This window comes from Lentzea sp. HUAS12 (assembly GCF_024125735.1).
In the GTDB taxonomy this organism is placed as follows: Bacteria; Actinomycetota; Actinomycetes; order Mycobacteriales; family Pseudonocardiaceae; genus Lentzea; species Lentzea albida.
The window spans coordinates 5,865,794-5,882,953 of record NZ_CP099738.1; the positions used below are offsets into that span (position 1 = coordinate 5,865,794).

A 17,160-nucleotide genomic window follows, 5' to 3' on the forward strand; every position below is an offset into this window, starting at 1 on the left:
GGCATTGCGCTGCGGTTGAGCTGCACGGTGTTCACGCCGCCGACTCCGTCCTGCTGGCCGGAACGACTGCCGCGTCCTTGCGCGGACGGCCACGCGGCCGCTTCCGCGCGATGACGACACCGCGCTCGAAGATCTCTCCACCCCAGACGCCCCACGGCTCGTGACGAGCGATCGCGCCGGCAAGGCACTCCGCGAGCACCGGGCAGGTGCCGCAGAAGGACTTCGCCTTCTCGAGGTCGGCAGGAGCGTCGGCGAACCAGAGGTCGGGGTTGTGGGTGCGGCAGGGGATGTCGAGCCCCTCCGCGAGGTCCGGAAGTGCCTCGCCCGTGAGCGGGACAGTCGCGGTCAACATCAGGGTTTTCTCCTTGTGTGGGGTACTGCAAAAACACGAAAGCCGCGGACTCTGTGCGAGTCCGCGGCTTTCGTGAGCCTGGTGGTCCTTCGACCCCCTCTATGGGGTCGGCAGGAGCCTTCTCACTTGATGCGCGGACAGCGCATTCGTGTAGTTGTGGACGCCATCGATCACCGGCAGCGCGACGATCGGCTGCTCGCTGCGCAGGGCGGTGCCGCGCAGTCCGGTGGCCCGCTCGCGGGTCTGCGGTGCGGCCGGCTTCAGGGCAGATTCCTGCCACATGGCCTGGGCGCGGGCAGACGCGCAGAAGCCCTCGGACACGGGGAGGCCGAGCGCGCGCGAAGTCAAGTCGAACCTCACAACGGCCACCTCCTCCATAGAGAGCTCTGCTGCAGAGAGCTAGAGCGTGTAGTAGTAGTTCTTCTTCCCCAGACGGGTCCTCCGGACCCGGCATGAGCAGGTTATGACCCCGTACCTGGGGCTCGCAACCTATTTAACGAAACTTGTCCCGATCAGGTGGCGGGGTACCCGACACCGGCTCGGACCAGGCCCAACACGTCGTCGCCGAACTTGTCGAGCTTCGAGGCGCCGATGCCCGAGATCGCCACGAGTCCGGCCGAATCCGTGGGTCGCTGCTCCGCGATCGCCATCAGCGTGGCGTCCGTGAAGACGACGTACGCGGGCACCTTCAGCTCCCGCGCCCGTCCCGCACGCCACTGGCGCAACGACTCCAGCAGCTCCTCGTCCACATCGGACGGACAGCCGCGGCACCGGCCCAGCTTGACGGCCTGCGCCTCGACCAACGTCGACGCGCACACCCGGCAGGTCGGCTTCTCCTTCTTCATGAGAGGAGGCCGGGCGGCGCCCGCGGATACACGGGCGGCCGGGTGGTTCTCGGGAACGAGGCTGTAGAGGAACCGCGAACGACGGCGGTACTTGCGCCCGCCCGCGGCACGCGCCAGCGCCCACGACAGCCAGATGTGCTCACGCGCGCGCGTGACACCTACGTACAGAAGGCGGCGTTCTTCTTCGATCTTGGCGTCGTCGCCGTCGGCGTACTGGATCGGCATCGTGCCCTCGACCAGTCCGACGAGGAACACGGCGTCCCATTCGAGGCCCTTCGACGCGTGCAGCGACGCCAGCGTCACGCCCTCGACCGTCGGCGGGTGCTGCGCCTCCGCACGCAGGTCCAGCTCGACGCAGAACCGCGGCAGGTCGGCCTCCGGAGAGGACACCGCGAACTCCTCGGCGAGTTCGACCAGCGCGAGCAAAGACTCCCAGCGTTCCCGCGCGCTGCCACCGGTCGGCGGCTCGTCGGTGAGCCCGACGCGGCCCAGCGCCGACCGGACGACCTCCGGCAGGCTGCCTTCAGGGGAACCCGCCGACCGCAGCGTGATCATCGCCTGGCGCACCTCGGCGCGCTCGAAGAAGCGCTCACCGCCGCGCACCAGGTACGGGATGCCGAGCGACGCGAGCGCCTGCTCGTACACCTCCGACTGCGCGTTGACGCGGTAGAGGATCGCGATCTCCGACGCCGCGACGCCCTCGTCCAGCAGCGCCTTCACGCGACTGGCGACGGCATCGGCCTCGCCCGGCTCGTCGTCGAACTCGTGGAACCGCGGCTTCGGGCCGTCCTGGCGCTGCCCGATCAGCTGCAGCCGCGACCCGGCGGGACGTCCACGCGCCCACTTGATCACGTCGTTGGCCAGCTCCACGACCTGCGGCGTCGACCGGTAGTCGCGCTCCAGCCGCACGACGACCGCTTCGGGGAACCGGCGCCCGAAGTTGAGCAGCGGCTGCGGCGAGGCGCCCGCGAACGAGTAGATGGTCTGGTTCGCGTCGCCGACCACGGTCAGGTCGTCGCGGTTGCCGAGCCACGAGTCGAGCACGCGCTGCTGCAGCGGCGTCACGTCCTGGTACTCGTCGACGACGAAGCAGCGGTAGCGGTCGCGGAACTCCTGCGCGACCTCCGCGTTGTCCTCCAGCGCGCCCGCCGTGTAGAGCAGCAGGTCGTCGAAGTCGAGCAGCTGCGCCTCGTTCTTGAGCTGCTCGTAGGTCGTGTAGAGCTTCATGATCTGCTCGGCGGGCGCCGGGATGTCCCGCGCGGCGCGAGCGGCCGCGACCGGGTAGTCCTCCGGAGTCAGCAGCGACGCCTTCGCCCACTCGATCTCGCTGGTCAGGTCGCGCAGCGCGTCGGGCTCGGTCGGCATGCCCAGCCTGGTCGCGGCGCGGGCGACGACGCGGATCTTCTGGTCGACGAGGTCCCAGCGCGGCCCGCCGATGACACGCGGCCAGAAGTAGCGCAGCTGGCGTGAGGCGGCGGCGTGGAACGTCACGGCCTGTGCGCCGTGCACGTCCAGGGAGCGCAAACGCGTGCGCATCTCCCCAGCAGCGCGTTTGGTGAACGTGACCGCGAGGACCTGCGACGGAGCGACGTGGCCGCGTTGGCACAGGTAGGCGATGCGGTGCGTGATGGTGCGCGTTTTGCCGGTTCCGGCGCCCGCGAGCACGCACACGGGGCCACGCGGAGCCTCGACCGCTGCACGCTGTTCCGGATCGAGACCCTCCAGCAACGCGTCCATAGCCAGGCAGTCTCGCAGACGGCCGATGCAACACCGAGACCAGCGCGCCGTATCCTTGAGGGCATGGCTGGCAAGCAGGACAAAGCGGCGGCGAAGGAAGCGGCGAAGGTTCGCCGCGCGGCATCGCGCGAACGGCGCAAGCAGATCTTCGAGGCGTTCAAGATGCAGCGCCGCGAGGACAAGGCGCTCGTTCCGATGATGCTGGGCGCCCTGCTGGGCGTCACCGCGATCGCCGTGGTCCTGGGCATCGTCTTCGACGCGGTGTGGATGTTCGTGCCGCTGGGCGTCGCGCTCGGCGCGCTGCTGGCCGTGATCATCTTCGGCCGCCGCGTGCAGAGCAACGTCTTCCGCAAGGCGGACGGCCAGCCCGGCGCGGGCGCCTGGGCGCTCGAGAACCTGCGCGGCCGCTGGCGCGTCACGCCCGCCGTCGCGGGCACCACCCAGCTCGACGCCGTGCACCGCGTGCTGGGCCGTCCGGGCGTCGTCCTGGTCGCCGAGGGCGCCCCGCAGCGCGTCAAGCCGCTCCTCGCGCAGGAGAAGAAGCGCATCTCCCGCGTCATCGGCGAGACCCCGATCTACGACTTCATCATCGGCTCCGGCGACGGCCAAGTGCCGCTGAAGAAGCTGCAGTCGACGCTGATGAAGCTCCCGCGCAACATCACGGCCGCCCAGGTCGACACTCTCGAGACCCGCCTCGCCGCGCTGGCCAGCCGCGGCGCCGCGCTGCCCAAGGGCCCGATGCCGGCAGGCGCCAAGATGCGCAACGTCCAGCGCGCCATGCGCCGCCGGGGCTGACCAGCAGTTCTCACGAAACGGCGCCTGTCCCCCACCAGAGGGGCAGGCGCCGTTTCGCGTCGTCAGGCCTCGCCGACGACGACCCGCACGGTCGAATACCGGCGCCGCAGCTCCTTGAGAGGCTGGTACGCGGGCGAGTCCCAGAACTCCTGCACGGCCTGCCGGCTCTCGAACTCGTGGATCACGAGCCTGCGCCACGACCAGTCGCCCTCGAGCACGAGCGGCGTGGCCTCGTCGAGGACGTTGCGGGCTCCCGCCTTCTCCAGGAGAGGGAAGACCTGGTCCACGTACTGCTGGAAGCCCTCGTCGTCGGCGATGTCGGAGTCGATCACTACATAAGCGGTCATGGGTTCGACCGTAGGAACCACGCATCGGTCTTTTCCATGCCGAGAACGACCTCGTAGATACGCGAAAGACCACGCCGGCAGGATCCGGCGCGCGGCTACCGGACCTTGATGACGACGGTGCCGGCCGCCTTGTCGTGCAGGCAGCGCCCGTCCGAGTCCCAGACCAGCGCCGGGATCAGCGGGAAGATGAGGACGGTCCGCAGCAGGGCGCGCGGCAGGTGCACGAACGCCTTGCCGTCGATCCGCGCCACCCGCAGCCCGAACAGCGCGTGACCAGGCGTGAACCCGAAGAACGCGACCGCGACCGTGGTGATCGCGAACCAGGCCAGCAGGCTCCAGTTCTTCGGCAGGTCGGGCATGGTGAAGAGGCCCGCTACGCCGGCCGCCAGGAGGAAGTCGACGAGGATCGCGAACGTGCGCCGCCCGATCGAGGCGATCGAGCCCGGCCCCTTCTCGGGGAAGCCGTGGCGCTCGCCGCGCCAGCGCTGCTGCGTGCCGTCGTTCGAGTCGTCACCCGGTGACAGCACCGAATTGGGTCCAGACAGCCACGTACCGGTCCACCTGCTCACCCCACCAGAGTAAGGCCGTGCTCAACGGGTGAGCACGGCCAGGTCGCCTTGCCCTGTTCAGCGTCCCCGTTAACACTGGCGAAACATCGGAGTGACGGACGGGCAACACCGCCGACATACGGTCGCTCCTGATGACAAGCCGTTGTCCATAGTCAAGGAGTCGACGAGGGTGTTCAAGAATTCCGACGAGGTGCTGAAGTTCATCACCGACGAGGGCGTCAAGTTCGTCGACGTGCGGTTCAGCGACCTGCCCGGCGTCATGCAGCACTTCACGCTGCCGGCGAAGGCGTTCGACGCCGACGCCATCGAAGAGGGTCTCGCCTTCGACGGCTCCTCCGTGCGCGGCTTCCAGTCCATCCACGAGTCGGACATGCTCCTGCTGCCCGACCTCTACACCGCGCGCCTCGACCCGTTCCGGATCGAGAAGACGCTGATCGTCAACTTCTTCGTGCACGACCCGTTCACGCGTGAGGCGTACAGCCGCGACCCGCGCAACATCGCGCGAAAGGCCGAGCAGTACATCACCGACTCGGGCATCGCCGACACCGCGTACTTCGGCGCCGAGGCCGAGTTCTACATCTTCGACTCGGTGCAGTTCGACACCACCGCGAACGGCTCGTTCCACAAGGTCGACGCGGTCTCCGGCTGGTGGAACACCGGCCGTGAGGAAGAGGGCGGCAACCTCGGCTACAAGGTCAAGTACAAGGGCGGCTACTTCCCCGTCACCCCGAACGACCACTACGCCGACCTGCGCGACCAGATGGTCCTCAACATGGAGGCCCAGGGCTTCACCGTCGAGCGCGCCCACCACGAGGTCGGCACCGGCGGCCAGGCCGAGATCAACTACAAGTTCAACACGCTGCTGCACGCCGCGGACGACCTGATGCTGTTCAAGTACATCATCAAGAACACCGCGTGGCAGGCCGGCAAGACCGTCACCTTCATGCCGAAGCCGCTGTTCGGCGACAACGGCTCGGGCATGCACACGCACCAGTCGCTGTGGAAGGACGGCGCGCCGCTGTTCCACGACGAGAGCGGCTACGCGGGCCTGTCCGACACCGCCCGCCACTACATCGGCGGCATCCTGCACCACGCCCCGTCGCTGCTGGCCTTCACCAACCCGACGGTGAACAGCTACCACCGCCTGGTCCCGGGCTACGAGGCCCCGGTCTCGCTGGTCTACTCCCAGCGCAACCGCTCGGCGTGCGTCCGCATCCCGATCACGGGCAACAACCCGAAGGCCAAGCGCATCGAGTTCCGCTGCCCCGACTCCTCGGGCAACCCGTACCTCGCCTTCTCGGCGATGGTCATGGCGGGCCTCGACGGCGTGAAGAACAAGATCGAGCCGCCGGCCCCGATCGACAAGGACCTCTACGAGCTGCCGCCCGAGGAGGCCCGCGACGTCAAGCAGGTCCCCGCGACCCTCGACGCCGTGCTCGACAACCTCGAGGCGGACCACGAGTTCCTGCTCGAGGGCGGCGTGTTCACGCCGGACGTCATCGACACCTGGATCTCGTACAAGCGCGAGCAGGAGATCGACCCGCTGCGTCTGCGCCCGAACCCCTACGAGTTCGCGCTCTACTACGACGTGTGATCGGTTGAGCAGTGCGTTGAGGGCCCGGCGGGATTCCCGCCGGGCCCTCGGCCTGTTCTAGACCCCGAGCAGCGTCACGGTCGACGACGATCCGCTGACCCGGACGTTGGAGACGAGGACGTCGGCCTCCCCGCCGGTCGGCAGCTTGATCCGGGCCTCGCCGCCGGTGAGCTCCTCGGCGGCGGTGCCGGCCCCGGAGAGCTGCCACTCACCGCCGTCGTTCACGGTCTCGATCATGTCGACGCGCTCCATCGCGAACGCGGTGCCGTCCGCGTAGATGAGCCTGGCCGGTCCCGAGTAGCTGAACATCAGTTCTCCCCTGCGAGATGTCCCTGACGCAGTGACACACGTGCGGGACGGCCGCGGGGTTCACGATGATCCACAGAGGACTCACGCGGCGAGGCGCGACCTGGCCTCCATCAGGGCCTCGCCGAGCAGGTTCAGCCCCAGCCACTGCGACGGGTCCGAGGCGCGCGGATCGGACGCCACCAGCCCGATGCCCCACACGCGGTCCTGCGGACTCGCCTCGACCAGGACGCGGGATCCGGTGCCCAGCAGGTACGAGCGCAGCGCCGGGTCCTGGCCGAACTTCGCCAGGTTGCCCTCGACCACGATCTGCAGGCGCTGCGCGTCCCAGACCTCGCCGGCGAAACCCGACACCTGGCGGCCGAGAGACTTGGCCTCGGCCGGGGTGCGGGCGGTCAGCACGCGCGCCGCCACAGCGGTGTCGTCGAACAGCAACGCCTTGCGCCACATCATGTAGTGCTCGGCGGAGGCGAACTCCTGGCCGTCCACGACAAACGTGCACGGCCACCACTGCGACAGGCAGCCCTTGCCGACGCTGCCGTCTCGTTCGGGCTGGTGGCCCCAGAAGAACAGGTATTTCACACGGGCAGGTTAAGCGAACTACTCGCGCGATTCCTCGGGCTTTTCGTCCGGCTCCGGCATCTCCGGTTCGCGCCACGCCTCGGCGCGTGTCGGGCCGTTGGCGCGGAGCTCGTTCTCGACCTCCTTCTTCAGGTGGTCGTCCTTCATGAAGCCGTGCGTGTCACTTCCGCGTTGCGTCATGCAACTGGAGGTACCCGGAACGGCCGGGAAATCACTTCGGGAGCGGGATTCCGGTGACCGTGATGGCGGCGCCGGTGGGCGCGAACTGGCCGGAGATCGACGAGAACGTCAGGGTGAGCGAGTTCACACCGTTGGCGATCTTCTCGTCGAGGACGACGGTGCCCGAGGTGGTGGTGCCCTGGGTGACGAGGCCGTCCCACTTGCTGCTCGACGCCGCGTAGGTGCGGTTCGAGTCGTCCAGGACCGCGATTCCGACGACGGGGAGGGTCATCCTGGCCTGGGAGGCGTTGGTGGCCGTCACGAAGAGCTTCACGCGGCCGTTCGCGGCTTCCACTCGGTTGACCTCTATGGTCAGCATGCCGCGCTGTTGCTTGAACGAGCCCGTCTGGACCTTCACGTCCGCGGACGGCTCTGTTGTTTCCAGTGCGGCGTCAGGAGTGTCTACGACGTTCGACGTGGTCGTCGTGGCGGTGGCGTTGGGCTGAGCGGCGGAGTTGTTGCCACTCAGTGCATACTCGATCACACCGAGTAGTGCGAGCACTCCGGCAGCCACGCCCGCGATGGCGATCACGGTCTTTCCTCGGCGCGTGACCCTGCGATGCTGCATGACTTCCTCTGCTAGACCCCCGAGACGACTACAGCTCCCCGCTGAGCGCGCCCTAGTCTCATCTCGATTGGGTGAAACGTCAATGCGCTAGTGTCCGCGCGTGTCTCAAGATGTCGCCGAATTCACGGCTCCGCAGCTGCTCACCACCCACGTCGTCGACTCGGCGGCCGAGGCCCTCGAGGCGGTTCAGGCCGCTGACGTGCTCGATCTCGGTGTCCGCGTCTACAACAGGCTCGTCCCGGACACCGACGACACCGAGTCGCTGGTCGAGGAATGGGTCGTCGAGGTCTACACCAGCGCTCCGGCGGTGGACCCCGATTCCGACGAGGACTGAGCAGGACAGGTTCGGGGGCGTTCCGCGCGGAACGCCCCCGAACCTGAAGAAATAGCTGAAGATTTCAGACGGTCAGCACGACTTTTCCGCGCACGTGGCCACCTTCGAGCAGCTTGTGCGCCTTGACGGCTTCCTCCAAGGGAAAGGTCTGCTGCACCTCGACACGCAGCCTGCCGTCCGCGACGAGGTCCACGAGCCACTGCGTCTGCTCGGCGTTCGGCCGCGCCCAGGTGTTGACCACGCCGTTCTCCAGTGCCCTCGGGCCGTCCACAATGGACGTCATCCGCGCCCGGTCGCGCACCAGCTGCAACGACTGGTCGAACGCGAGTCCTCCCGCGTTGTCGACCACCACGTCGACCCGGCCGTCGCCGCCGACGAGCTCCGCGACCGCGTCCACCAGCGCGTCGCCGTAGGAGACCGGTTCGGCGCCCAGCGACCGCACGAACTCGTGGTTGCGCGGCGACGCCGTCCCGATCACCCGCGACGCGCCCAGTTCCCGCGCGATCTGCACCTGGAGGTGCCCGACACCGCCGGCGGCCGCGTGCACGAGGACGACGTCACCGGAACCGGCACCGACGGCCTTCAGCGACTGCAGTGCCGTCAGCCCCGCCAGCGGCAGCGCGGCCGCGGTCACGAAGTCCACGGTGGACGGTTTGCGCGCGACCATCCGGTCCGGCAGCGAGACCAGCTCGGCGTAGGTGCCGAACTGGACGTGGTCCTTGCGCGCGTATGCGAGCACCTCGTCGCCAGGTTTCCAGTCCTGCACGCCGATGCCGACGGCGCGCACGACGCCCGCCACGTCCCAGCCCGGGATCAACGGCGTGTGGTGCGGCATCAGCCCCTGCAGGTACCCGGCTCTGATCTTGTAGTCCACCGGGTTCACCCCGGCGGCACGCACCTCCACCAGGACCTGGTCGGGCCCGAGCAACGGGTCGGGCAGCTCCTGCAACGACATGACCTCGGCGTCGCCGAACTCGGTCAGCGCGATGGCTTTCACGGTTTCTCACCGTAGAAGACACGCTCCGCCACCGCACGTGCACGGCGGGTGGTTCTGCGGTATTCCTCCAGGAACTCCCCCGGATCGCCGCCGGGTGGGTACCCCATCACCGACGCCACCGCGACGAGATCGCGCCCGGACGTCGGCAGTTGGTCGGAGGCCTTGCCCCGCACCAGCGTCACGGCGTTGCGGGCCTGCGTCGCCAGGTTCCACGCGGCGGCCAGTTCGGCGGCGTCCCCGGCGGCGAGCAGACCGGCGTCGACGGCGGCCTCCATCGCGGCCATTGTGGACGGTGTGCGCAGCCCCGGCACGGCCCCGGAGTGCTGCAGCTGCAACAACTGCACGGTCCACTCGACGTCCGCGAGCCCGCCGCGGCCGAGCTTGGTGTGCGTGCTCGGGTCGGCGCCGCGCGGCAGCCGTTCCGCGTCGACCCGCGCCTTGATCCGCCGGATCTCCCGCACGGACGCCGCGTCGAGGCCGTCGGCCGGGTACCGCAGCGGCGCGATCAACGCCTCGAACTCGGTCCCCAGTTCGACGTCACCCGCGAGGAACCGGGCGCGCAGCAACGCCTGCTTCTCCCAGATCTCCGCCCACTGCCGGTAGTACGCGCGGTAGGAGTCGAGCGTCCGGACCAGCGGTCCCTGCCTGCCCTCGGGCCGCAGGTCCGCGTCGACCTGCAGGGGCGGGTCCTGCGACGGCGCGCCGAGCAGCCGCCGGATCTTCTCCACGGCCCCGCTCGCCCACTTCACCGCGTCGGCGTCGGACACGCCCTCCAGCGGCTTGCAGACGAACAGCACGTCCGCGTCGGAGCCGTAGCCGAGCTCGTGGCCGCCGAGCCGTCCCATGCCGATCACGGACAGCGCGGCGACGGGATCACCGGACGAGCGCACGGCCGCGTCCAACGCGCTCTGCAGCACCGAACCCCACACCTCGGACAGCGAGACGCACACCGTCTCCAGGGGCATGAACCCCAGCAGGTCCGCGGCGGCGATCCGCAGCATCTCGTGGCGCCGCAACGACCGCGCGGCCGCGATGGCCCGCGCCGCGTCGCCGTACCGGGAAACGGCGCTGCGCAAGGGTTTCCCGATCGCGTGCGGGTCACCGCCGACGAGCGCGTCGGTGTCCGCCAGCAGCCGCAGCACCTCCGGCGCGCGCACGAGCAGGTCTGGCACGAGCCGCGAGGTGCCCAGCAGCACCGCGAGCCGTTCGACGACCGCGCCCTCGTCCCGCAGGAGCCTCAGGTACCAGGGGGTTTCCGCGAGCGCCTCGGACACCTTCCGGTACGCGAGCAGCCCGCCGTCCGCGTCGGGCGTGCCCGCGAACAGGTCGAGCAGCACCGGCAGCAACGCACCCTGGATGCGGGCACGACGGGACATCCCGTGCGTCAACGCCTGGATGTGCCGCAACGCGCCGTCCGGCGAGGTGTAGCCCAGGGCCGCCAGCCGGGCCACGGCCTCCTTGGTGGTGAGCCGCAACGCCTCGGTCGGCACGCCCGCCACGGACTGCAGCAGCGGCCGGTAGAAGAGCTTCTCGTGCAGCCGCCGGACCTGGTTGGCGTGCCTGCGGAACTCCGCGAGCAGCACCTGCCCCTCGGACCTGCGCCCGTCCGCTGCCAGGCCCACCGACCGCGCGAGCCACCGCAGCGCCGTCACGTCGTCGTCGGCCGGGAAGAGGTGCGTGCGCAGCAGACGCTGCAACTGCAGCCGGTGCTCCAGAGTGCGCAGGAACCGGTACGAACGCCCGAAGTCCGCGGCGTCGTCCCGCCCGACGTACCCGCCCTGGCCCAGCGCGGCCAGCGCGGCCGTCGTCGCCTGGATGCGCAGGCTCTCGTCGGAACGCCCGTGCACGAGCTGCAGCAGCTGCACCGCGAACTCGACGTCACGCAGACCGCCGCGGCCGAGCTTCAGCTCGCGGTCTGCGAGCGGGGTCGGCACGTGGTCCTCGACCCGGCGCCGCATCGCCTGCACGTCCTCGACGAAGTTCTCGCGTTCCGCCGCCGTCCACACGTACGGCCGCACGACGTCGAGGTACGCCTGCCCCAGCTCGGCGTCCCCCGCGACCGGCCGTGCCTTGAGCAGCGCCTGGAACTCCCAGGTCCGCGCCCACTTCTTGTAGTACGACGCGTGCCCGTCGAGCGTCCTGACCAGCGCGCCCGCCTTGCCCTCCGGCCGCAGCGCCGCGTCGACCTCGAAGCACGACTGGCCCGCGATCTGCATCATCGTGCTGGCCAGCCGGGTCGCCACGCCCAGATCACCCTCGGCGACGAACACGACGTCGACGTCGCTCACGTAGTTCAGCTCGTTGGCGCCGCACTTGCCCATGGCGATCACCGCGAGCTGACACCGGTCCGAGGCCCCGTTCACGCGTGCCTCGGCGAGCTTCAACGAAGCCCGAAGAGCGGACACGGCCAAATCGGACAGCTGCGCGGCCACCGTGTCGTACGGGACGAACGGCAGATCGGGCTCGACGACGTGCGCCAGGTCGTTGGCGGCCACGAGCAGCAACTTCGCCCGGTACTCGGTGCGCAGCACGTCGCCGTCGCCCAGCTCGAGCGACACGTCGACCTCGTCGGTGAGGGAACGCCACCGTTCGGGGTTCACGACGAGGAAGTCCGACAGCGCGGTGGACGAGCCGAGCACGGCGAGCAGCCGCCCGCGCACGGCGACGTCCTCGTGCAGCGCGGCCGACAGGGCGTCCCAGTCGGCGACGGCGTGCAGGCGTTCGAGGCCCCGCAGCGCGAGGTCGGGATCGGGGCAGCGGGACAGCGCGGAGAGCACCGGCTCGGAACCCTCGGTGGGCCGGCGGTCGGCCCACAGGCCGAGACCGCGCAGCACTTCCTCGCTGCGCGGCTCGGTGAGGCCGAATCTCGCGGGAGACGCGTGGCGGACTGGTTCGCTCATCGTGGAGCCAACCCTAATGCCCGCACACCTCTAGAAGACGATCAGCGAGAGCCCGTAGAGCACCACGGCCACGCACCCGGCGAAGCTCGCGTACGCGGGGACCTTCTTGTCACCCGACAGTGCGCGGATGCCGACGACGAACAACGTCACGACCAGAACCGTGACCAGCAGCGTGGCGCCGAAGACCTGGAGCAGCGCCGTCCAGTCGACCTTCATGCCGCCACCTTGTGCAGCTCGGCCTGGGCGGCGACCTCGTCGACGATGTGCTCGGGCTTGACCGGCTCGCGCCGCGCCATGATCCAGATGACGAGCGACACGACGATGCCGATGGCGGCGACTCCGATGATGCCGCCGGTGCCGGTGGACGCCCATTTGCCCGCGAGCGCGCCGACGATGCCGGCGGCGGGGAGGGTGAGCAGCCAGCCCGCGGCCATCTTGCCCATGGTGCCCCACTTGACGCCGCGGCGGTCGCGGCCGAGGCCGGAGCCCATGATGCCGCCGGACGCCACGTGCGTGGTCGACAGGGCGAAGCCGAGGTGCGACGACGCGAGGATCGCGGTGGCGGTCGAGGTCTGCGCCGCGAAGCCCTGGGCGGGCTCGATGGTCGTCAGGCCTCGGCCCAGCGTGTGCGTGATGCGCCAGCCGCCGAGGTACGTGCCCGCCGCGATCGCGAGACCGGCGCTGATGATCACCCAGGTGGGCGGGCCGGAGCCGGGGGCGAGGGAGCCGGACGTGATCAGCGCGAGCGTGATGATGCCCATCGTCTTCTGCGCGTCGTTCGTGCCGTGCGCGAGGGAGACGAGCGAGGCGGACGCGACCTGGCCGACCTTGAAGCCGGTGTGCGCGACGCGCGGGTCGGCGGCCTTCTTGAGGCGGTAGACGACGATCGTGGCGATGGCCGCGACCAGGCCGGCGACGAGCGGCGCCACGATGGCGGGCACCAGGACCTTGTCGACGACCTTGGCGAAGTGGATGGCGTCCACACCGGACGCGACCCAGGCGGCGCCGATCAGGCCGCCGAACAGCGCGTGCGACGAGCTGGAGGGCAGGCCGACGTACCACGTGACGAGGTTCCACATGATCGCGCCGACCAGCCCGCCGAAGATGATCGCGGGCGTGATCTGGGCGTCGTCGACGATGCCGCCGGAGATGGTCTTGGCCACCTCGACGGACAGGAACGCCCCCACGAGGTTGAGAACCGCCGACAACGCGACCGCCGTGCGGGGCTTCAGAGCGCCCGTGGCGATGGAGGTGGCCATGGCGTTGGCCGTGTCGTGGAACCCGTTGGTGAAATCGAAGATGAGAGCAGTGACAACAACGATGATCACTACAAGTGCGGGATCCACACTGATCCTCCGGCTGGATCGAACAAGCTGTCCAGGAGGTTACGGTACCGCCAACGGAGGACGTCTTAAAACCTACGAAAGTAACGTCACACCAACGGAAGTTGTGTGCCGAGACCGCCTGCGGGCAACAGTTCTCCCCGAACGAGTTTCGCGAATCTGGCGACGAACGGCTGCCACACCTCCTCGAAGTCGCGGTGCGCCTGCTCGAGGAACTCCTGGTCGAAGTGGTGCGCCCGCGCGCACGCCGCCGAATCAGGGTCCTTGGCCGCCCAGTTCAAGACGATTTCCGGCGTCGTCTCGATGTGGAACTGCAGGCCGTAAGCACTCGCACCGACACGGAACGCCTGATTCGGATATTTCGGGGACGCCGCGAGCTGTTCGGCGCCGGGCGGCAGCAGGTGCACCTCGTCGTTGTGGAACTGCAGGACGTCCGGGGTGAACGGCAGGTCGGCGAACAACGGGTCGGTGCCCGCCGCGTCCCGCTTCGCGACCAGAAGCACGCCGACCTCCGGCCCTTGTGGACCCTTGCGCACCTGACCGCCCGTGGCGGCCGCGAGCAGCTGCGCGCCGAGGCAGATCGCGAGCGTCGGCAGCTTCTTCGACACGGCGCTCGACAACAGCCGGCGAGCGTCGGCGAGCCACGGGTGGTCGAGGTCGTCGAGCGCCCCCATCTCGCCGCCGAGGCAGATGACGCCCTGGTAGCCGTCGAGGTTCTGCGGCGCGGGCTCGGTCTTCAGCTGCACGAGGTCGAGCTCGACGCCCTCGGCTTCGAGCCAGTCGCCGAGCTTGGCCAGCGGGTCCGACTCCGAGGGCTGCAGAACGAGCAGGCGTGGTGCGTTCACGCACCCGAGCCTAGGTGGGCTCTGGTCAGCAATGACACGCGACCTTCGATACACCCTCCGTGACGAGCCCGTCCGACTCGATCGGGTAACCCGCCTCCCGCCAGGCGGTGATCCCGCCGGACAGCCGCTTCACCCGGTAACCCCGCTGGGCGAGCGCGAGGGCGCCCTTGGTGGCCGCGTTGCACTGGAAGCTCTCGCAATAGCAGATGTAGACCAGGCTCGGGTCGAGGTCGAGGGTGGCGGGCAGGTCGCGGTAGGGCAGGTTGATCGCGCCGGGGATGCGCGCCTGCGCAAACGCTTCCGGTGCCCGCGTCTCCACCAGGACGTAGCCGGTGGTGCCGCCGTTCTGGAGGTCGCGGTGCACGTCGTCGGGGTCGGCCTCGAACGCGAGGTCGGCGGCGAAGTGGGCGGCGGCGGCCTCCGGGGTGGCGGCGGGGAAGCGCAGTGCGTTCGTCATGCCCTCGATCCTGCTGGCGCCGGTCCTCTGAGGACATGCGGAAGTCCAGGCGTCAGGGCGGTTCTCCCTATGATTTCCAGGTGGAACTGGACGCTGTGGACTGGAAGATCCTGTCGCTGTTGCAGGAGGACGGGCGCATGTCGTTCACCGCCCTGGGACGCGAGGTGTCGCTGTCCGCGCCGGCGGTGACCGAACGGGTCCGCCGACTGGAGGCGCTCGGGGTGATCACGGGCTTCACCGCCGTGGTGTCGCCGGGGCGGCTGGGGCTGCCGATCGAGTCGATCGTGCGGGTGCGGGTGCGGTCGCTCGACACACCTCGGTTCCGCACGCAGGTCCTGGTGCTGCCTCAGGTCCTCGACGCCGACCACGTGACCGGTGACGACTGCTGGTTGCTGCGGGTCGTCTGCCGGTCGATGGTCGAACTGGAGGAGCTCGTCGAGGTGATGCAGCGGTACGGCGACACGACGACGTCGCTGGTGTTCTCGTCGCACGTGCGCAACCGCCCGCTGTCACCTGAGCTGTTCCGCTAGAACCAGCGGTACTCAGACCAGTCGGAGACCGGGCGGAACCCGATGCCCTGGTACACCGAGTTCGCCGTGGGGTCGGCCAGGTCCGCGGTCAGCACGACGTGGTCGACGCCTTCGCCGTACGCCCACTGGCTGACCGCCGCGGTGGCCGCGGCCGCGTAGCCGTGCCGGCGGTGCTCGGGCGGGGTGTAGACAGGACCGACCCTGGAGACGCCGCCGACCGGGGCGGTGCTGCCCGCCCAGGACACCGGGACGCCGTACACGAGCCACAGGACGTGTCCCGCGTCCATCCAGCGGCTGTCCATCGCCCGCTTCTCGGCTTCTTCGCGCGGCAGGCCGTCGAGCTCCTCCACGAACCGGATCCACCACTCGGTGATCAGGTCGTCGTCGGCCGGGGTGGTGAGCCTCGACTCCCCCGGGACGTCCGGCACGACCAGTTCCTCCAGCCGGTACAGGCGCAGGGCGTACGTCTCCGTGCCGCCGTCCCGCCAGAGCCGGCGGAACGCCTCGACCCTGTCCCGTGTGCCGGTGACCTCGTTGATGTCCTGATCTCTCAGGACCTCGGCCACGAGAGGTGCCGCGGTGACCGGCATGGCGGCGACGTGCAACGGGCGGCCCTCCATCCTGGTCACCGCGCCGACGACGTTCCCGTTGTCGTGCAGGGAGATCAGCGTGACCGCCGGTCTGCGTCCCCGCAGCACCGCGTCGACGCCGGTGAGGTGCACGCTGTGGTTCACCGGGTCCGCGTCGAGGAAGTCGCCCGCCGCGGCGAGGAAATCGCTGATGTCGTTGTGGCTCAGTGCTTCCACCAGAACTCCGCCCAGTCGTCGAGTGGTTCGTAGCCGATCTGCCGGTAGATCGAGTTCGAGGTCGGGTTGCTCAGGTCCGCGAAGAGCAGGACGTCCGTGGCGCCCTGGTCGAGTGCCCACTGCGTGGCGGACGCGCTGACTGCGGCCCCGTAGCCGCGGCGGCGGTGCTCCGGCGGGGTGTAGACCGGACCGACTCTCGTCATGCCGGCCTGCGGGAGGCTGGCCGCCGCCCAGGCGACCGGTGTGCCGTCGATCACCCAGAGCGCGTGGCCCTGCCCCAGTCGCAACGACGTGCGCATCGCGTCCGCGGCCGGGGCGGGTGGTGCCTCCGGCACGGCCTCCGCGACGAACGCTTCGCGCCAGGCGGCGAGGAGTTCCACGTCGTCTTCCGTCGCCATGCGGCTGGCGCCTTCCACGGCCGGTGGGGTCAGGGTCGTCAGCCGGTACTGCCGGGTGGCCAGGGACTCCGTGTAGTCCTTGCCGGTCGCTGTGGCGAAGGCCTCAGATCTCTCCCGCGGACCGGTCACGCCGGGAGCGTCCGGATCGACCCTGCCGGCCACGGAGACCGCCAGATCGACCGCGTTGAGGGGGAGGTCGGCTGTCTGGAAGGGCCAGGGCGGGGTGCGGACGAGAGAGCCGACGACTTCGCCGCGGTCGTGGAAGGTGATCAGGATCGGCGCTTCCTCGGTGGCCGGCGAGCGTCGGATCCGGTCCAGGGACGTCAGGGCCACCGTGTTCCGCACCGGATCGGCTGTCAGCCGTTCGTGGGTGGCGGCGTCGAACGATTCGAGTGTGACGTGCACGACCGCGTCCATGGGATCCATCGAATCAGGCCGCGCAAGCGAGATCCGGGTACGCAAAAGACCCCTGAGGGGAGCACCGGAGTGCTCGACCCTCAGGGGTCTTCTGGAAAGAATGTTCGGCGACGACCTACTCTCCCACACCGTAACCAGTGCAGTACCATCGGCGCAGAAGGGCTTAACTACCGGGTTCGGAATGGGACCGGGTGTTTCCCCAACGCTATGATCACCGAA

21 protein-coding genes and 1 rRNA gene are annotated in these 17,160 nt (G+C 69.4%); 4 read left to right on the forward strand and 18 right to left on the reverse strand.

The window, feature by feature from the left end:
- Nucleotides 1-31: 31 nt before the first annotated feature.
- The 3 genes from ND450_RS26630 to ND450_RS26640 all read right to left on the reverse strand — a co-directional run bounded on the left by ND450_RS26630 (nucleotide 32) and on the right by ND450_RS26640 (nucleotide 2,934).
- Nucleotides 32-352, reverse strand: coding sequence for a WhiB family transcriptional regulator (locus tag ND450_RS26630; protein ID WP_089921809.1), 321 nt, complete (start codon nucleotides 350-352; stop codon nucleotides 32-34).
- 99 nt (nucleotides 353-451) lie between these two features.
- Complete coding sequence (locus ND450_RS26635; protein WP_253321348.1) at nucleotides 452-712, reverse strand: hypothetical protein; 261 nt, start codon at nucleotides 710-712, stop codon at nucleotides 452-454.
- 152 nt (nucleotides 713-864) lie between these two features.
- The gene (locus ND450_RS26640; protein ID WP_253321349.1) at nucleotides 865-2,934 is read right to left on the reverse strand and encodes an ATP-dependent DNA helicase UvrD2; all 2,070 of its coding nucleotides are present in this window, start codon (nucleotides 2,932-2,934) and stop codon (nucleotides 865-867) included.
- Between the two features lie 63 nt (nucleotides 2,935-2,997).
- Between ND450_RS26640 and ND450_RS26645 the strand changes: the two genes are divergently transcribed.
- The gene (locus tag ND450_RS26645; RefSeq protein ID WP_253321350.1) at nucleotides 2,998-3,729 is read left to right on the forward strand and encodes a DUF4191 domain-containing protein; all 732 of its coding nucleotides are present in this window, start codon (nucleotides 2,998-3,000) and stop codon (nucleotides 3,727-3,729) included.
- Between the two features lie 62 nt (nucleotides 3,730-3,791).
- Here ND450_RS26645 and ND450_RS26650 read toward each other — a convergent pair whose 3' ends face one another.
- On the reverse strand, nucleotides 3,792-4,076 hold the full coding sequence (locus ND450_RS26650) for a DUF1330 domain-containing protein (protein ID WP_089921805.1): 285 nt from the start codon (nucleotides 4,074-4,076) through the stop codon (nucleotides 3,792-3,794).
- A 95-nt stretch (nucleotides 4,077-4,171) separates the two neighbouring features.
- Nucleotides 4,172-4,645, reverse strand: a complete 474-nt coding sequence (locus ND450_RS26655; RefSeq protein WP_253321351.1) for an RDD family protein — start codon at nucleotides 4,643-4,645, stop codon at nucleotides 4,172-4,174.
- 169 nt (nucleotides 4,646-4,814) lie between these two features.
- On the opposite strand from ND450_RS26655, the gene glnA reads away from it, so the two are divergent.
- On the forward strand, nucleotides 4,815-6,239 hold the full coding sequence (gene glnA, locus ND450_RS26660) for a type I glutamate--ammonia ligase (protein WP_089921802.1): 1,425 nt from the start codon (nucleotides 4,815-4,817) through the stop codon (nucleotides 6,237-6,239).
- Between the two features lie 57 nt (nucleotides 6,240-6,296).
- Here glnA and ND450_RS26665 read toward each other — a convergent pair whose 3' ends face one another.
- The 4 genes from ND450_RS26665 to ND450_RS26680 form a co-directional block, all read right to left on the reverse strand.
- The gene (locus ND450_RS26665; RefSeq protein WP_253321352.1) at nucleotides 6,297-6,548 is read right to left on the reverse strand and encodes a hypothetical protein; all 252 of its coding nucleotides are present in this window, start codon (nucleotides 6,546-6,548) and stop codon (nucleotides 6,297-6,299) included.
- Between the two features lie 81 nt (nucleotides 6,549-6,629).
- On the reverse strand, nucleotides 6,630-7,127 hold the full coding sequence (locus ND450_RS26670; protein WP_253321353.1) for an NADAR family protein: 498 nt from the start codon (nucleotides 7,125-7,127) through the stop codon (nucleotides 6,630-6,632).
- Between the two features lie 18 nt (nucleotides 7,128-7,145).
- On the reverse strand, nucleotides 7,146-7,307 hold the full coding sequence (locus ND450_RS26675; protein WP_253321354.1) for a hypothetical protein: 162 nt from the start codon (nucleotides 7,305-7,307) through the stop codon (nucleotides 7,146-7,148).
- Between the two features lie 31 nt (nucleotides 7,308-7,338).
- Nucleotides 7,339-7,878 (reverse strand): hypothetical protein, encoded by a 540-nt coding sequence (locus ND450_RS26680; protein ID WP_089921786.1) that lies wholly within the window; start codon nucleotides 7,876-7,878, stop codon nucleotides 7,339-7,341.
- 136 nt (nucleotides 7,879-8,014) lie between these two features.
- On the opposite strand from ND450_RS26680, the gene ND450_RS26685 reads away from it, so the two are divergent.
- Nucleotides 8,015-8,248, forward strand: a complete 234-nt coding sequence (locus tag ND450_RS26685) for a hypothetical protein (protein ID WP_089921785.1) — start codon at nucleotides 8,015-8,017, stop codon at nucleotides 8,246-8,248.
- A gap of 64 nt (nucleotides 8,249-8,312) precedes the next feature.
- On the opposite strand, the gene ND450_RS26690 is transcribed toward ND450_RS26685, so the two are convergent.
- The 6 genes from ND450_RS26690 to ND450_RS26715 form a co-directional block, all read right to left on the reverse strand.
- Nucleotides 8,313-9,245, reverse strand: a complete 933-nt coding sequence (locus tag ND450_RS26690; RefSeq protein WP_253321355.1) for an NADP-dependent oxidoreductase — start codon at nucleotides 9,243-9,245, stop codon at nucleotides 8,313-8,315.
- A complete protein-coding gene (locus ND450_RS26695) occupies nucleotides 9,242-12,145 on the reverse strand; it encodes a bifunctional [glutamine synthetase] adenylyltransferase/[glutamine synthetase]-adenylyl-L-tyrosine phosphorylase (protein WP_253321356.1) in 2,904 nt (967 codons plus the stop codon). The genes ND450_RS26690 and ND450_RS26695 overlap by 4 nt, the downstream gene beginning before the upstream one ends.
- 30 nt (nucleotides 12,146-12,175) lie before the next feature.
- On the reverse strand, nucleotides 12,176-12,361 hold the full coding sequence (locus ND450_RS26700; RefSeq protein WP_089921782.1) for a hypothetical protein: 186 nt from the start codon (nucleotides 12,359-12,361) through the stop codon (nucleotides 12,176-12,178).
- On the reverse strand, nucleotides 12,358-13,491 hold the full coding sequence (locus ND450_RS26705) for an inorganic phosphate transporter (protein ID WP_253321357.1): 1,134 nt from the start codon (nucleotides 13,489-13,491) through the stop codon (nucleotides 12,358-12,360). Before ND450_RS26705 ends, ND450_RS26700 begins: the two co-directional genes overlap by 4 nt.
- 86 nt (nucleotides 13,492-13,577) lie before the next feature.
- The gene (locus ND450_RS26710; protein WP_089921780.1) at nucleotides 13,578-14,333 is read right to left on the reverse strand and encodes a type 1 glutamine amidotransferase; all 756 of its coding nucleotides are present in this window, start codon (nucleotides 14,331-14,333) and stop codon (nucleotides 13,578-13,580) included.
- 25 nt (nucleotides 14,334-14,358) lie between these two features.
- The gene (locus tag ND450_RS26715; protein ID WP_253321358.1) at nucleotides 14,359-14,790 is read right to left on the reverse strand and encodes a rhodanese-like domain-containing protein; all 432 of its coding nucleotides are present in this window, start codon (nucleotides 14,788-14,790) and stop codon (nucleotides 14,359-14,361) included.
- Nucleotides 14,791-14,870: 80 nt separating this feature from the next.
- Between ND450_RS26715 and ND450_RS26720 the strand changes: the two genes are divergently transcribed.
- Nucleotides 14,871-15,320 (forward strand): Lrp/AsnC family transcriptional regulator, encoded by a 450-nt coding sequence (locus ND450_RS26720; RefSeq protein ID WP_253321359.1) that lies wholly within the window; start codon nucleotides 14,871-14,873, stop codon nucleotides 15,318-15,320.
- Here ND450_RS26720 and ND450_RS26725 read toward each other — a convergent pair.
- From ND450_RS26725 to rrf, 3 genes are all read right to left on the reverse strand, one after another.
- Nucleotides 15,317-16,126, reverse strand: coding sequence for a GNAT family N-acetyltransferase (locus ND450_RS26725; RefSeq protein WP_253321360.1), 810 nt, complete (start codon nucleotides 16,124-16,126; stop codon nucleotides 15,317-15,319). The two genes, ND450_RS26720 and ND450_RS26725, sit on opposite strands and share 4 nt — an antisense overlap.
- Nucleotides 16,114-16,941, reverse strand: coding sequence for a GNAT family N-acetyltransferase (locus tag ND450_RS26730; protein ID WP_253321361.1), 828 nt, complete (start codon nucleotides 16,939-16,941; stop codon nucleotides 16,114-16,116). The genes ND450_RS26725 and ND450_RS26730 overlap by 13 nt, the downstream gene beginning before the upstream one ends.
- Before the next feature lie 102 nt (nucleotides 16,942-17,043).
- A 5S ribosomal RNA gene (gene rrf, locus ND450_RS26735) occupies nucleotides 17,044-17,160 on the reverse strand.